The organism is Candidatus Eisenbacteria bacterium (assembly GCA_035577985.1).
Classification (GTDB): Bacteria; Desulfobacterota; Binatia; order DP-6; family DP-6; genus DATJZY01.
The window spans coordinates 82025-95496 of record DATJZY010000132.1 but is presented as its reverse complement, the minus strand read 5'-3'; the positions used below and the strand labels follow the sequence as shown (position 1 = coordinate 95496).

The following is a 13472-nucleotide window of genomic DNA, read 5'->3' as shown; positions in this document are numbered from 1 at the left end:
GAATCACCCGGCCAGCGCCGGTACCACGTCGCGCGCGAGCTGCGCGACCGACGCCATCGCGATCTCGCGCGGCATGCCGGTCGAGCCGGGGATCACGTGCACGAAGTCGAGCCCGAGCGCGGCGAGCTGCCGCAGCCGGCGGATCGCGACGTCGGAGGGGCCGGCGATCGCGAACCAGTCGACGAAGTCGTCGTCGATGCCGGCGGTGTGTGCGACCCCCGTGCGCGTGTGGTCGCGCATGTCGTAGTGGTCGCGGATGTAGAGCACCGCGCGGCGCAGCGGCGGCGGCAGCCGATCCGGGTCGCTCCCGCGCATCGACGAGAAGCGCGCGAACGTGGCGACCGCGCCGCGCACGGCGTCGCGCGCCTTCGCCACGTCGTCCGACACCACGCAGTTGACGAACGCGCCGTACCGCAGCGCACCCGGATCGCGCCCCGCGTTCCGCGCCGCCGTGCGTGCGTGCTCGAGCGCGGCACCCAGGTGCTCGGGGTCGGCGCCGACGGCGAAGCAGATGCGATCGGCGTGGCGCGCCGCGAGCTCGATCACGCGGCGTCCCGTCGCCGCCACCTCGACCGGCACCTTCGGCGCACGCACCTCGGGCAGCCACTCGAGCCGGCTCGCAAAGCCGTCGCGATCCACCGCCTCGCCGCGAAGGTACGCCTGCACCGTGGTGAGGTAGCGCTCGAAGCTCGCGAGCGGGTCGAGCGTCTTGCCGATCCGCTGCACCGACGAGTCGCCGCGCCCGATGCCGAGCACCGCGCGCCCGCCGCTCTCGACCTGCAGCGCCAGCGCGGCCGACGCCGTCACCGCCGCATCGCGCGTGACCGAGTTCGTGACGCCTGGGCCGAGACGGATCCGCGACGTCGCCTGCGCGGCCAGCGTGAGCTGGCCCCACACCTCGGGCGCCAGGTTCTGGCTGTCCGGGAGGATCAGGCTCGCAAAGCCGAGATCCTCCACCATGCGCGCGTTCTGCGCGGCGCGCTTGGGAATCGGGACCATGGTGAGGCCGACGTCCATGGCGACACTCTACTAGCAGGTATCCGACGTCGACCAGGGAGGGCTCGAAGACGGCTAGGCGCCGCCGACCATGCGGCGCAACTCGACGACGGGTATCGTCCGAAGTGCGCGCCGCCGGTAGCGCGAGAACGTCGGATACACCCCGAGCAGCTTCGGCCAAGCGGCCTCCGCCTCCTCGTCGCTGAGCGTTCGAGCTCGATACCGCTGCGTGCGACCGTCGGTCGTCGCCCGCACATCGGGATGGGCGACCAGGTTCAGATACCAGCCGGGCGGAACTCCGCTGCCCGCGAAAGAGGCCGCGACGAGCAGCCGGCCCGCATCCCTGGCGTAGAAGAGCGGCGTCGAGCTTTCCTTGCCCGTCTTCCGCCCGCGGGTGGTGAGGACGAGCGCGTCGCCGCCGATCAGCTTCGCCCGCTGAAATCGTTGCAAGAGACGGGCGTGAAGCCTGCTTCCCGCGCGGATCACCCGGGGGTTCCACCCGCGCCACGTCAGGAGGCTGGCGATGAGCTTGGGAGGCGGCCACATGCCTCACCGTAGGAGCAAGCCGCGTGCCGCCGGTCTCGTCGCGAGCCTACGCGAGGTTGGTGTCGCGCTCTTCGCAAGGCTGAGAACGGCGACGAGTCCGGCCTCGGCTCCTCGGCCCCAGCAACCTGCGTCCCTCCGCCGACAGCGCCCGCGGCCGCCGCGTCTCCGGATCGATCATCACCTCGACGCTGTCCGCCTCGGCCGCGACGCGGCCGTCGCAGCCGAGTATCCGGTAGCCGAACGTGATGCTCGACGTGCCGACGCGGGCCACGCGCACACCGACCCGGAACGCTTCGCGCGCGAGCAGCGAGCTCACGTACTTCACGTGGACGTCGGCCACGACCGACGGGCGAAAGTGACGCCCGTGCGGGTCGACGGCCCGCACCCAGCGCGCCCGCGCCTCGGACAGGTAGGCGACGTAGACGTGGTTCGCCATGTGCGCCTGGGGATCCAGGTCGCGCACGAGCACCTCGAAGGCGAACCAGTGATACCCGTCGGCGTCGGGCGTCAGTTGCCGAGATTCCAGAACCGCACCGCGTTGTCACAGATGATCTTGCGGCGCTCCTCTTCGGGGACGTTCACGAAGAGCTCGTCGATCACCTTGCGCGAGTACGGCCAGTCGTTGCCGTGGTGCGGGAAGTCGGTCGACCACGCCATGTTGTCGACGCCCACCTGGTGGCGCACCGACACGCCGTTGTGATCGACGATGAAGGTCGCGAGCATGTGGTCGTGGAAGTAGTCGCTCGGCACCTTCTTCGTCTTGGTGTTCGTCCAGTGGCGGTTCCGCCAGTAGCGGTCGTCGACCATCTCGAGGAAGTGCGGGATCCAGCCGACGCCGACCTCGATCAGGCCGAGACGGAGCTTCGGGAAGCGGTCGAACACGCCCTGGAAGATCATCTCGACCATGATCGGCATCGTGTACATGAACGCCGACGCGCCGATGGCGACCGAGCCCTTGTTCGACGCGCCCATCTTCGCCTGCTGCGCCGCGAGGAGGAGGTGGATCGAGACGGGCATGTCGATGTCCGCGGCCGTCGCCCAGAAGGCATCGTCCTCGGGGCGCAGGTTGTCGCCACCCGACGGCCACGCCGAGAGCGCGACGCCCTTGTAGCCTTCCTTCTTCGCGCGCTTGAGCTCCGCGACCGACGTCTCGATGCCGACGTTCGGCGTCTGGAAGATGCCGATCAGACGCTCCGGATCGGCGGCGCAGAAGCCGTCCTTGAGCCACCGATTGTACGCCTGGATGCCGGCCAAGTGCGCTTCCTTGTTCTGCTGCTTCATGAACGTCAGCATCGCGCGCTGGGGCGGGTAGAGGATCTCGGCGTCGACGCCGTCCTCGTCCATGATCGCGAGGCGTTTGTCGCCGATGTAGCAGCCCGGATCGATCTCGCGCTGAGCGCCGTTGGTGGGCTTGCCGAAGCGGGCGCCCGTCCACTTGAGGTCCTCGGGACGCGTGCCGACGCAGGTGACGAGGCCGAGCGGCTCGGGCGTGGTCGCTCCCATGTACAGCCACGCGTGCCCGCCGTCCTTGTCCTCGACCAGCTTCGGGGCGGTGTCGAGGTACTTCTTCTCCAGCCACTTGTCCCACAGATCGGGCGGCTCCAGGGTGTGCGAGTCGGCCGAGATGATGCGGTATGCGCGTGCCATCCGAGGTGTCCTCCAGGGGGGTCTGCGTTAACGAACGAACGTTCATACCAATACCGGCACGGTCGAGCCAAGCCCCCCGGCTGGCTTGACCGGACAGGGGCCGGGGCCGCAGGGTCGGGGTCCGATGGGGGGTGGGCTCGGACCGCACGACCTGGTGCTGTGCGCCGGAACGCTGCCCAGGGCCAGCTTCGGGGAGCGCGTCCGGGCGGCCGTAGCGGGGGGCTTTCGCGGCATCTCCCTGTGGACCCGCCACTACGAGCGCGAGCGCGCGACGGGCGCGACCGACGCCGACATGCGGGCCATGCTGGCGGACCGCGGCCTCGTGGTCTCGGAGATCGAAGCGCTCTCGGACGTCCTCGGCACACCCGGGACCTCGAGCGGACCGGGCGATCGCGAGGTGACCTGCTACCGCATCGCCGACGGCCTGGGGGCGCGATCGCTCAGCATAGCCGAGGGGCCGGGTGCGCCGGGTGCTACCGCCCCGCTTGCCGACGACTTTGCCGCGATCTGCGATCGCGCCGCAGCCCACGGCCTCCTCGTCCACGTCGAGTTCTGGCCGGGCTCGCGCGTCGACCTCGCGACGGCGATCGCGGTCGTGCGCGAAGCGGCGCGGCCGAACGGCGGAGTCCTCGCCGACAGCTGGCACATGGCGCGGGGACCGGGATCGGCGGACGTGTTGCGTCGCGCGACGGACGTGCCGATCCTCGCGGTCCAGATGAGCGACGGCACGCTTGCCCCGAGTGGCGGGGACTACGTGCAGGAGACGATGCGGCGCCGGCGGCTTCCCGGCGAGGGCGAGTTCGACCTGCGCTCGTTCGTACGGCTCGTGGACGAGCGCGGCTCGCGCGCGCCGATCGGCGTCGAGGTGCTGTCCGACGCGCTCGCCACGCTCGCGCCCGAAGAGGTCGGACGCCGCGCCGGCGCCGCCGCACGCGCCGTGATCGGGCGCGCCAGGGAGGAACGATGAAGATTCCGGACGACGTCGCCGAGTTCCTCGGCCGCCACACCCGCGCGTTCCTGCTGACGCGGCGCCGCGACGGCGCGCCGACCATCCACCCCATGACCGGCTTCTTCGCCGACGGGCGGATGACGATGTCGACGTACCGCAAGAGCGCCAAGGCGCGGAACGTCGAGCGCGACCCGCGTGCCGGCTGCCTGGTCGTGAACGGCTACGGCAAGGACGACGCGCGCGGGGTGGGGCTGCGCGGGCGCGGCAGCCTACGGCAAGCCGAGCTGGCGGCGATGCCGGCGACGGACCGTGCTGCGCCGAAAGTCTCGGACGGCGTCGCGGGCCGTGTCGCCGAGCGCATGGCGTCGGGGAAGCGGATCTTCCTCGACGTCGAACCGGACGAAGCCGCGTTCGTCCAGCGGCTGTGGAGCGAGTGAGCGATGCCGCGCGAAGCGATCGCCATGACCCGCGACGAGCTGCTCGCGTTCCTGGGCGCGCAGCGCTGGGCGGCCCTCGCGACCCTCGATCCGGACGGCACGCCGGTCGGCGACCTCGTGCCGATCCGGCTCGACGGTGACGAGCTGCGCTTCGCCGTGCCCCGCGGGGCGCGCTCGCACGCGAACATCGAGCGCGACCCGCGCGTCGCCTGTGCGGCGGACGAGTTCCCGTCGTACTACGAGATCCGCGGCGTGGTCGCGCACGGACGGGCGACGGTGCGCGCCGGCAGCCCGCTCGGCGCCGACTGGATCGAGTACGGGGTGCCGCTCGACGACACGTCGAGCTTCGACTTCCGGAAGATCCATCGGAAGTACTAGGCGATCAGGGGACCACGGCGATCGAGAGCGGGAAGCGCGAGACGAGTCCGCTGACGTCGACGCTGACCGCCGGCCCGGCAGGCACCGTGCTCGGCGACGAATCGTTGAAGCAGCAGAACCCCGCGTTGAAGGTCCCTCCGGCGAGCATGCAGTCGCCGGCGGTCGATGTGCTGGCGTAGGACATCGTCACTCGGGACTGGATCGGATCGCCAGCGTAGTACGCCGTCGATCCCATGAAGAAGGCCGGGCGAAGGAGCCCGTTGAAGGCTTGGACGAGCGGGGCGCCCGCGCAGTTGGAGGCCTCGTAGACGAGGCGCACGAACGTCGAGAAGCGGTCGGTATGGACGGCGGTGCCGACGACTACGTCACCGATCCGGAGCACCGTGCCGAACTCTTCTTCGGCGAACAACGTCGGCGACAGCCTCTGCCCGGCGGCGTCAATGAGCTGCCCGGCCGGACCGGGCGCCCCGGGATCGCCCGGGGCTCCGGGTGCGCCGACCTTGCCGAGCGTCGTGAGATCAACCGGCTTCTCCCGACGCTTGCACGTTTGCCGGACGCGAAGCGCTCCGGAACGCGTGGTGCACAGGACGTCGGCGTGGCTCGACACCACGACACCCGTGATGAGGACGAGTACCACCCCGGCGACGGTGCGCCTCACGGCACGACCTCCGCGTGGAAGGGTGGCGCGAAGCCGAGGCTCGCGAGATCGAGCGTCATGGCCACGCCCGCATCCTCCGTCCCTCGGTCGGACATCTCGCAGCACAGGCCGCTCGGGAGCACGACGCCCCCGCCGTTGGTGCAGTCGGTGGGTGTGGTGTCCGCGAACCCGTTGCTCAAGATGTGCACCGGCTGCAGCGGCAGCCCCGGGTAGTAGAGGGTCCCCCCAATGGTGACGGTGCGGGGCGCGAGGGGTTCGAACACTTCCACGTACGCCGTGCCCGAGCAGTCGCTGGTTGTGTACGCCAGCGCCCTGTCCGCAGGAAAGCCCGACGTGTCGGCGCGCACGATCACCGCCTGGCCGCCAGCAACCATGAGGACGTTCGCGCCCGAGACCAGCGGTCCGACCGACCGCCCGTTGGCATCGACGACACGAGAGCCGCTCCCCGGCGGTCCCGGGTCGCCCTTGGGGCAGACCGCGCCCAGCTGGACGAGATCGAGTTGCGTCTCCTTCTTCTTGCACTTCTCGCGCAGGATGACCCCGCCAGCGCGGTTCTTGCAGAGGACGGCCGCGAAACCGTGTCCGAGATCGATGACGAGAAGTGCGGCGAGCACGATCGCCGCGGTGCGCGTGGTGTTCATGGCGCGACCCGTACCACGGGTCGCGCCGGTCGGGTCAACCCCGTCTCAACCCTTGGCCGGCATGGACACGACGCCGCGGAACGGCGCGAATGGGGGCGCCGGCGCATGCGCGGTGCGGAGCTCGTCACGCAGGCAGAGGGCGGCGCGCGTTGGCGGCACCGCCGTGACGGCGGTGACCGTACCGTCGGCGCCCACCTCGACGTAGAGGTTGAACGGGGCCGCGGCGACGTTGCCGACGCCTCCTCCGAGGCAGCCGCGGAGCGCGTCGGGTCGCGCGACGAGGAGATCGCCCGAGAGGCTCGCGCCGTAGGCGGCACCGCCGGGGCTGTCGCGATCGGCGGCGATGGCGGCCGACCAGGTGAGGAGGCCGCGCACGTAGCTGTCCGCGTTCGCGCCCGCGATACCGGAGCGCTCGAGCGCGAGGCGCAGGTTCGAGTTCGCGGCGCCTGCCGACGGGTTCAGGCGCACCGCCTCGCTGAAGTGGTGCAGCGCGCTCTCGACGTCGTTCTTCTTCAGGAGGAAGACCCCGAGGTCGTTGTGCGCGCGCCAGTAGCCCGGCTCGATCGCGAGCGCGGCCCGATACTGCTCGGCTGCCTCGTCGAATCGCCCGAGGCCGTCGAGCGCGACGCCGATGCCGTGCGCCGCCACGACGTCGCGCGGGTCGATGCGGAGCGCCGCCTCGAAGTGGGGCATCGCCTCGGCCGGACGGCCGCCGTTCGCGAGCACGCTGCCGAACGCGTCCTCGACGACGGGGTTGTCGCCCGTCACCGCGAGGGTGTGCTCGAAGAGCGTCTCGCTGCTCTGCCAGTAGCCCACCTGGCGGTACGACGCGGCGCCGAGCGCGATCGCGCAGAGGAGGGTCGCGCCGGCGAGCGCCGCGCGAGCGGCGCGCGATCCGCCCGCGCGATCGAGCGTCCATGCGACGGCGATGAAGAGGCCGATGCTCGGCAGGTACGTGAAGCGATCCGCCATCCCCTGCCGGCCGGCCTGGAAGATTCCGATCGCCGGCAGCAGACCCACGACGAACCAGGCGAGGCCGACGGCGATCCACGGCCATCGCGACCGGGTCGCGATCGCGATCACGCCCGCCGCGGCGAGACCGAGCGCCGCGCCTGCCACCGTGAGCCCGGACCATCCGGCATACGGGTAGAAGACGGCGAGATCCGCGGGCCAGATCGTCTTCCACACGTACCACGCGTACGAGACGACGCCGTTGGCGATCCGTGCCGGGAGCGGACGGCCGGCCAGCGCCATGAGCCCGCCCTCCGACTGCGCGGCGCCGAGGTTGATCGCCGCGGCGGCGAGCGCGAGGGCGATCAAGGGCGCCTTTTCCAATACCAGGTCGGTCAGCATGAGCGGCTCGCCGTTGTCGGCGAGCTTCCCCAGGCGGCGGAGCGGCCACACGTCGAACAGGACGAGGAGGATCGGCAGCGTCACGAGCATGGGTTTCGAGAGCAGGGCGAGCACCGTGCCCGCGACGACGATGCCGTACGTGCCGCGGGTGGGCCGTCGGACGTAGCTCACCCACGCGTTGAGCGTGAGCAGGCCGAAGCACGCCGAGAGGACGTCCTTGCGCTCGGTGATCCAGGCGACCGACTCGACGCGCAGCGGATGGAGCGCGAAGAGCACTGCGACGGCGGCGCTCGGCGCGATCGCTCCGGTCGCTCGCACGAGGAGCAGGAGGAGGAGTACCGCGTTGGTCGCGTGCAAGAGGACGTTGACGACGTGCGGCCCGCCCGGCGTCACGCCGAAGAGCGAGACGTCGAGCATGTGCGACGTGAACGAGAGCGGCATCCAGAGCGCGCCGCGGCTCGCGAAGAACGCCTGGCGCAGGCCACCGAGCGTGAGGCCGTCGCGCACGAACGGGTTGTCGGTGATGTACGCGGCGTCGTCGAAGTTGAAGAAGCCGGCGTGCCGGATCGGCGCGTAGATCGCGCCCACCGCCACGACGAGGAGCGCCGCGATCGCGGCGAGCGGGGCGCGTCGAGCCATGGGTCCGAAAGGAGCAACGGCCGTGCCACGCGCCCCGACCGCAGCGCGGTCACCGGCGGCGCCAGAGGGTGCCAACCGGCTGACACCCTGTTGGACCGGCGACCTACTCCCGGACGAAGGCGGCGATCGCTTCGGCGGTCTCGGCCGGTCGCTCGACGTGGGGGTTGTGGCCCGAGCCCGCGACGACGACGCCGGTCACGCGCGGGACGCGCGCCAGCATCTCGGCGTAGTCGTCGGCGCCGAGGATCGAGCTGTTGCCGCCGCGCACGAGCAGCGTGGGGCAGGGGATCCGGCGCAGGCGCTCGGGGAACGCGGCGTACGGATTCGGTCCGTTCGGATCGCGGCCGCGGAAATAGCGCCAGTCGAACTTGCTCGTCCACGTGCCGTTGCCGTCCTCGCGGACCGAGTGCGCGCCGATGTAGCGCAGCGTTTCCACCGGCACGTCGCCGTCCTTGGGGAAGAGACGGAAGCTCGCGACGCCCTCCTCGCGCGACGTCCAGGCGGGCTGCGGCATGCGGCGGAAGCCCTTGCCGGAGCGTACGAGCCGATCGCCCGACGGGTCGAGCGGGATGTCGACCGCGACGAGGCGCGCGAGCGGTGTTCCCTCGGTCGCCGTCACGACCGCGAGGAGCCCGCCGTTCGAATGGCCGCCGAGACTCCACGGACCCGGCGCGAGCGTCGCGAGCAGCTCGCGGATGACCGGGACCTCGACGTGGACGTAGCGCGACGGCTCGATCCACGGGCTGTCGCCGTGGCCGGGGAGATCGACCGCGAACACGTGGAGCCGATCGGCGAGCCGCGCGGCGACGAAGTCCCACCAGCGTGCGTGCGCCATTCCGCCGTGCAGCAGCAGGAGCGACGGCCGGCCCGGATCGCCCCATTCGACGACGTTGACGTCGCAGCCCACGGCGCGGACGTGGCGGAGGCGAGGGGTGGCGGGCAGGTCGGGCACGGCCCGCAGGTTGCCAGGCGATCGGCGATTGGTCTACGCCCGGGACGCATGCGGCTCGGGCTCGTCACGCCCATCGTCACGCGTCATCCGGACAACGACGCATCCTGGACCGAGGACGCCGGCCCGGCGGAGATCGCCGAGATCGCAAGGGCGGCCGACCGCCTGGGCTTCCATCACCTCACCTGCAGCGAGCACGTCGCGATCCCGGCCGGCGTCACACGGGTGCGCGGCGCGCGCTACTACGACCCGCTGGCGACCTTCGGCTTCCTCGCCGCCCAGACGTCGCGGATCAAGTTCGTGACCCACGTGCTCGTGCTCGGCTACCACCACCCGCTCGCCATCGCGAAGCGCTACGGGACGCTCGACCGGATCGCCGGCGGCCGGCTCGTGCTCGGCGTCGGGGTCGGGACGCTCGAGGAGGAGTTCCGCCTGCTCGGTGCCCGGTTCGCAGGGCGTGGTCCCGTCTACGAGGACGCGGTTCGAGCCCTGCGAGAGAGCTTCGGGCAGCGGGAGCCGCGCTACGAGGGCGCGTACTTCCGCTTCGAAGGGTTCGTCGTGGATCCGTGCGGCGTGCAGGCGCGCATTCCCATCTGGCTCGGGGGGCGGTCGCCACGCTCCCTGCGGCGCGCCCTCGTCCAGGGCGACGGCTGGGATCCGTTCGGGCTCGACGTCGAGCGGCTGGGTGCACTGCTCGGTCGTGCGAGGGATTGGCCCGAGTGGCGCCAGCGACGGACGCCCTTCGATCTCGTCCTGCCGCTCGATCGCCAGCTCGACGTGACGCGGGCCGACGAGCGCCGGACCTTCCTGGATCTCGTGGCGCGCTACCGCGCCCTCGGCGCGACCGTGTTGAATCTGCGATTCCGCCATACCAGTCTCGCCCACTATCTCGAGCAGCTCGAGATCGTTGCTCGCGAAGCCACCTGAAAGGAGACGCATCATGCCCACGCTCGACGAATTCCTCGGCAAGCTCGTCGGTGATCTCGGCGCCGTCCTGTCGGCGGCCCTGGTCGGCATCGGCGACGAACTCGGACTCTACAAGGCGCTCTCGGGCACCGGCGGGCTCACGCCGGCGGAGCTCGCGGATCGCACCGGCACGGACGAGCGCTACGTTCGCGAGTGGTTGTCGGCGCAGGCGGCCGCCGGCTACGTCGACTACGACGCGGCGACGCGCAAGTTCTCGCTGAACGAGATCCAGACGCTCGCTTTCGCCGACGAATCGAGCCCCGCCCACTTCCTCGGCGGCTTCCAGGTGGCGCGCTCGATGTTCACCGACGCGCCGAAGGTGCTCGAAGCGTTCCGCACCGGCAACGGCGTCGGCTGGCACGAACACCACCACGATCTCTTCCAGGGCACCGAGCGCTTCTTCCGCACGGGGTACAACGCGAACCTCACCGCGTCGTGGATTCCCGCGCTCGACGGCGTCGAGGCGAACCTGCGTCGCGGCGCGCGCGTCGCCGACGTCGGCTGCGGCCACGGCGCGTCGACGATCATCATGGCGCGGGCCTATCCCAAGTCGACGTTCGTCGGCTTCGACTTCCACCAACCCTCGATCGTGGCGGCGCGCCAGCACGCGGAGCACGCCGACGTCTCCGACCGCGTCAGCTTCGAGACCGCGAGCGCCAAGGATTACGCCGGCACGGACTACGACCTCGTCTGCGTGTTCGACGCGCTCCACGACATGGGCGATCCGGTCGGCGTCGCGACGCACGTGCTGGAGACGCTCAAACCCGACGGCACGTGGCTCCTCGTCGAGCCGTTCGCGGGCGACCGCCTGGAAGACAATCTCAACCCGGTGGGGCGCATCTTCTATTCCGCGTCGACCATGGTCTGCACGCCCGCGTCGCGCTCGCAGGAGGTGGGGCTGGCACTCGGCGCGCAGGCGGGCCCGAAGCGGCTCGAAGACGTGGTGCGGCAGGCGGGCTTCACGCGTTTTCGCACCGCGACCCGCACGCCGTTCAACCTCGTGCTCGAGGTGCGACCGTAACGCCGCTCAACGCTCGCGACTTCGAAGCGCTCGCGCGCGAGCGCATGGACCCGGGCGCGTACGCCTACGTCGCCGGCGGCGCCTGCGACGAGGTCACGCTGCGCGACAACCAGGCGGCGTTCGCGCGCTGGCGCTTGCGGCCGCGCGTGCTGATCGACGTCGGCACGGTCGATCCATCGACGACGCTGCTCGGGCAGCGCGTCGCGATGCCGGTCGGGCTCGCGCCGACTGCCCGGCAGCGCCTCGCCCACCCCGACGCGGAGGTCGCCGTCGCGCGCGCGGCCGCGGCAGCGGGCGTGGTCGACTGCGTGTCGACCATGTCGAGCTGCTCGCTCGAGGAGGTGGCGCGCGCGCCGGCAGGGCCGCGCTGGTTCCAGCTCTACGTCCACAAGGACCGCGGAACGTCGCGTGCGCTCGTCGAGCGTGCAGTGGCGGCGGGCTACCAGGCCATCGTGCTCACCGTCGACTTCCCGATCCCGGGCCGCCGCGAGGGCGAGGTGCGAACGGGCTTCTCGCTCGAGCCCGGCGGGCTCGGGAACTTCCCGCACCTCGGGCGTGGCGAGGAGTTCATGGCGCTCATGGCCGAGCTCCACGACCAGCGCTTCACCTGGGACGACCTCGCGTGGCTGCGCGGGCTGTCGCGGCTTCCCCTCGTGGTGAAGGGCATCCTGCGCGCCGACGACGCCCTGCGCGCGGCCGAGCACGGCGCGGCGGCCGTCGTCGTGTCGAACCACGGCGGCCGGCAGCTCGACGGCTCGCCGGCGTCGATCGAGGTCCTGGAGGAGGTGGTCCAGACCGTCGGCGACCGCGCCGAGGTCTACCTCGACGGCGGCGTGCGCCGCGGTACCGACGTGCTCGTGGCACTGGCGCTCGGCGCGCGAGCCGTCTTCGTCGGCCGCCCGCACTTCTTCGCGCTCGCCGCCGGCGGCGAGCAGGGAGTCGCGCACCTCCTGGCGCTGCTGCACGACGAGGTCGCGAACGCGATGGCGCTGCTCGGGGCGCCGCGCGCGGCCGACGTCGCGCGCCACCACGTCCACCGGGCCGCCGGGTAGGGTGCGTCCTGCGCGGTTGCCGCCGGGGTCCGATCCCGGTTAAGACCACCGTCGCTTCAAATCGAACGGAGGATCGATTCCATGGCCAGGCAGGACGTGTGCGTGATCGGCGTCGGGATGACGAAGTTCGAGCGGTGCGACACCGACTTCACCGACCTCGTGAAGGAGGCGGTCACCGAAGCGGTCGGGATGGCGACGGTCGACCCGAAGGACTTCGAGCAGGCCTTCGCGGGCTACGTGAACGGCATGAGCTGCCAGGGCCAGCGCGCGCTCTACTTCATGGGTCTCGGCGGCATCCCGGTCTACAACGTGCACAGCTACTGCTCCACCGGATCGAGCGCGCTGCACCTCGCCTATCAGGCGATCGCCTCGGGAATGAATCAGTGCGTCCTCGCCTTCGGCTTCGAGAAGATGGAGAAGGGGCCGCTCGATTCGCAGCTCCCCGGCCTGAAGGAGAAGTACGACGAGGCGGCGAAGAAGCGTCCGCCCGCCGCCGCCCTCATGTTCGGCGACGGCGGCCGGCATCACATGGAGCTCTACGGTACGACCAGGGAGCAGTTCGCGAAGGTCTCGGTGAAGAACCATCGCCACTCCGTCAACAACCCGCGCTCGCAGTATCGCGACGCGTGCACGCTCGAGGAGGTGCTGGCGTCACGGCTCATCTACGATCCGCTGACCCTGCTCCAGTGCTGCCCCACCTCCGACGGTGCCGGGGCGGCGATCCTGTGCTCGAAGGAGTACGCGGCGAAGCACGGTCACACGAACCCCGTCCGCATCATCGGCCAGGCGATGACGACCGACTTCGTCGAGGACTTCGCCGAGGGTGCGATGGGGCTCATCGGCGTCGGCATGACCCGGCGCGCCGCCGCGAAGGTCTACGAGCAGGCGGGCGTCGGTCCCGACGAAGTCGACGTCATCGAGCTGCACGACTGCTTCTCGACCAACGAGCTCATCAGCTACGAGGGCCTCCAGCTCTGCAAGCCGGGCGAAGGCGGCAAGCTCATCGACGACGGCGAGGTCACGTACGGCGGCACGTGGGTCGTGAACCCGTCGGGCGGCCTCCTCTCGAAGGGCCATCCGCTGGGCGCGACCGGGCTCGCGCAGTGCGCGGAGCTCGTCTGGCAGCTGAACGGCGTGGCCGACAAGCGGCAGGTCGAAGGCGCGCGCACCGCGCTCCAGCACAACATCGGGCTGGGGGGTGCGTGCGTGGTGACGATGTACCAGAAGGGCTGACGTCGCG

At 71.1% G+C, this 13472-nt stretch carries 15 protein-coding genes; 7 read left to right on the top strand and 8 right to left on the bottom strand.

Annotated elements, in window-relative coordinates:
* Nucleotides 1-3 precede the first annotated feature (3 nt).
* The 4 genes from VMS22_19570 to VMS22_19555 are packed head-to-tail and all read right to left on the bottom strand — an operon-like array spanning nucleotide 4 to nucleotide 3189.
* Entirely contained in the window at nucleotides 4-1017 is a 1014-nt protein-coding gene (locus VMS22_19570; protein HXJ36238.1) for an LLM class flavin-dependent oxidoreductase, read from the bottom strand.
* A gap of 54 nt (nucleotides 1018-1071) precedes the next feature.
* The gene (locus VMS22_19565) at nucleotides 1072-1542 is read right to left on the bottom strand and encodes a nitroreductase/quinone reductase family protein (GenBank protein HXJ36237.1); all 471 of its coding nucleotides are present in this window, start codon (nucleotides 1540-1542) and stop codon (nucleotides 1072-1074) included.
* 46 nt (nucleotides 1543-1588) lie between these two features.
* Nucleotides 1589-2005 carry a thioesterase family protein gene (locus tag VMS22_19560; protein HXJ36236.1) on the bottom strand — a complete coding sequence of 139 codons (417 nt, stop codon included), beginning with the start codon at nucleotides 2003-2005 and terminating at the stop codon, nucleotides 1589-1591.
* Nucleotides 2006-2049: 44 nt separating this feature from the next.
* Nucleotides 2050-3189 carry an amidohydrolase family protein gene (locus VMS22_19555; GenBank protein HXJ36235.1) on the bottom strand — a complete coding sequence of 380 codons (1140 nt, stop codon included), beginning with the start codon at nucleotides 3187-3189 and terminating at the stop codon, nucleotides 2050-2052.
* 124 nt (nucleotides 3190-3313) lie between these two features.
* Here VMS22_19555 and VMS22_19550 point away from each other — a divergent pair, with 124 nt between their 5' ends.
* From VMS22_19550 to VMS22_19540, 3 genes are read left to right on the top strand one after another with little or no spacing between them, the layout of a single operon-like run.
* A complete protein-coding gene (locus VMS22_19550; protein HXJ36234.1) occupies nucleotides 3314-4156 on the top strand; it encodes a sugar phosphate isomerase/epimerase in 843 nt (280 codons plus the stop codon).
* Complete coding sequence (locus VMS22_19545) at nucleotides 4153-4575, top strand: pyridoxamine 5'-phosphate oxidase family protein (protein ID HXJ36233.1); 423 nt, start codon at nucleotides 4153-4155, stop codon at nucleotides 4573-4575. Before VMS22_19550 ends, VMS22_19545 begins: the two co-directional genes overlap by 4 nt.
* A gap of 3 nt (nucleotides 4576-4578) precedes the next feature.
* Nucleotides 4579-4953: a pyridoxamine 5'-phosphate oxidase family protein gene (locus VMS22_19540; protein HXJ36232.1), complete on the top strand. Its 375-nt coding sequence runs from the start codon at nucleotides 4579-4581 to the stop codon at nucleotides 4951-4953.
* 4 nt (nucleotides 4954-4957) lie between these two features.
* Here VMS22_19540 and VMS22_19535 read toward each other — a convergent pair whose 3' ends face one another.
* The 4 genes from VMS22_19535 to VMS22_19520 all read right to left on the bottom strand — a co-directional run bounded on the left by VMS22_19535 (nucleotide 4958) and on the right by VMS22_19520 (nucleotide 9196).
* Complete coding sequence (locus tag VMS22_19535; GenBank protein ID HXJ36231.1) at nucleotides 4958-5611, bottom strand: hypothetical protein; 654 nt, start codon at nucleotides 5609-5611, stop codon at nucleotides 4958-4960.
* Nucleotides 5608-6252, bottom strand: a complete 645-nt coding sequence (locus VMS22_19530) for a hypothetical protein (GenBank protein HXJ36230.1) — start codon at nucleotides 6250-6252, stop codon at nucleotides 5608-5610. The genes VMS22_19535 and VMS22_19530 overlap by 4 nt, the downstream gene beginning before the upstream one ends.
* A 45-nt stretch (nucleotides 6253-6297) precedes the next feature.
* The gene (locus tag VMS22_19525; protein HXJ36229.1) at nucleotides 6298-8244 is read right to left on the bottom strand and encodes a tetratricopeptide repeat protein; all 1947 of its coding nucleotides are present in this window, start codon (nucleotides 8242-8244) and stop codon (nucleotides 6298-6300) included.
* Nucleotides 8245-8347: 103 nt separating this feature from the next.
* On the bottom strand, nucleotides 8348-9196 hold the full coding sequence (locus tag VMS22_19520; protein ID HXJ36228.1) for an alpha/beta hydrolase: 849 nt from the start codon (nucleotides 9194-9196) through the stop codon (nucleotides 8348-8350).
* 48 nt (nucleotides 9197-9244) lie between these two features.
* On the opposite strand from VMS22_19520, the gene VMS22_19515 reads away from it, so the two are divergent.
* The 4 genes from VMS22_19515 (at nucleotide 9245) to VMS22_19500 (ending at nucleotide 13465) form a co-directional block, all read left to right on the top strand.
* Entirely contained in the window at nucleotides 9245-10120 is an 876-nt protein-coding gene (locus VMS22_19515; protein ID HXJ36227.1) for an LLM class F420-dependent oxidoreductase, read from the top strand.
* Between the two features lie 13 nt (nucleotides 10121-10133).
* The gene (locus VMS22_19510; protein ID HXJ36226.1) at nucleotides 10134-11180 is read left to right on the top strand and encodes a class I SAM-dependent methyltransferase; all 1047 of its coding nucleotides are present in this window, start codon (nucleotides 10134-10136) and stop codon (nucleotides 11178-11180) included.
* A gap of 44 nt (nucleotides 11181-11224) precedes the next feature.
* Nucleotides 11225-12232 carry an alpha-hydroxy acid oxidase gene (locus VMS22_19505; protein HXJ36225.1) on the top strand — a complete coding sequence of 336 codons (1008 nt, stop codon included), beginning with the start codon at nucleotides 11225-11227 and terminating at the stop codon, nucleotides 12230-12232.
* 81 nt (nucleotides 12233-12313) lie between these two features.
* A complete protein-coding gene (locus VMS22_19500; GenBank protein HXJ36224.1) occupies nucleotides 12314-13465 on the top strand; it encodes a beta-ketoacyl synthase N-terminal-like domain-containing protein in 1152 nt (383 codons plus the stop codon).
* The last annotated feature ends 7 nt before the right edge of the window (nucleotides 13466-13472 follow it).

Excerpts from the sequence above, each read along its gene's own strand:
- VMS22_19570 (HXJ36238.1), bottom strand. The coding sequence starts at position 1,017 with ATGGACGTCGGCCTCACCATGGTCCCGATTCCCAAGCGCGCCGCGCAG.
- VMS22_19565 (HXJ36237.1), bottom strand. The coding sequence starts at position 1,542 with ATGTGGCCGCCTCCCAAGCTCATCGCCAGCCTCCTGACGTGGCGCGGG.
- VMS22_19555 (HXJ36235.1), bottom strand. The coding sequence starts at position 3,189 with ATGGCACGCGCATACCGCATCATCTCGGCCGACTCGCACACCCTGGAG.
- VMS22_19550 (HXJ36234.1), top strand. The coding sequence starts at position 3,314 with ATGGGGGGTGGGCTCGGACCGCACGACCTGGTGCTGTGCGCCGGAACG.
- VMS22_19545 (HXJ36233.1), top strand. The coding sequence starts at position 4,153 with ATGAAGATTCCGGACGACGTCGCCGAGTTCCTCGGCCGCCACACCCGC.
- VMS22_19540 (HXJ36232.1), top strand. The coding sequence starts at position 4,579 with ATGCCGCGCGAAGCGATCGCCATGACCCGCGACGAGCTGCTCGCGTTC.
- VMS22_19530 (HXJ36230.1), bottom strand. The coding sequence starts at position 6,252 with ATGAACACCACGCGCACCGCGGCGATCGTGCTCGCCGCACTTCTCGTC.
- VMS22_19525 (HXJ36229.1), bottom strand. The coding sequence starts at position 8,244 with ATGGCTCGACGCGCCCCGCTCGCCGCGATCGCGGCGCTCCTCGTCGTG.
- VMS22_19515 (HXJ36227.1), top strand. The coding sequence starts at position 9,245 with ATGCGGCTCGGGCTCGTCACGCCCATCGTCACGCGTCATCCGGACAAC.
- VMS22_19510 (HXJ36226.1), top strand. The coding sequence starts at position 10,134 with ATGCCCACGCTCGACGAATTCCTCGGCAAGCTCGTCGGTGATCTCGGC.
- VMS22_19505 (HXJ36225.1), top strand. The coding sequence starts at position 11,225 with ATGGACCCGGGCGCGTACGCCTACGTCGCCGGCGGCGCCTGCGACGAG.
- VMS22_19500 (HXJ36224.1), top strand. The coding sequence starts at position 12,314 with ATGGCCAGGCAGGACGTGTGCGTGATCGGCGTCGGGATGACGAAGTTC.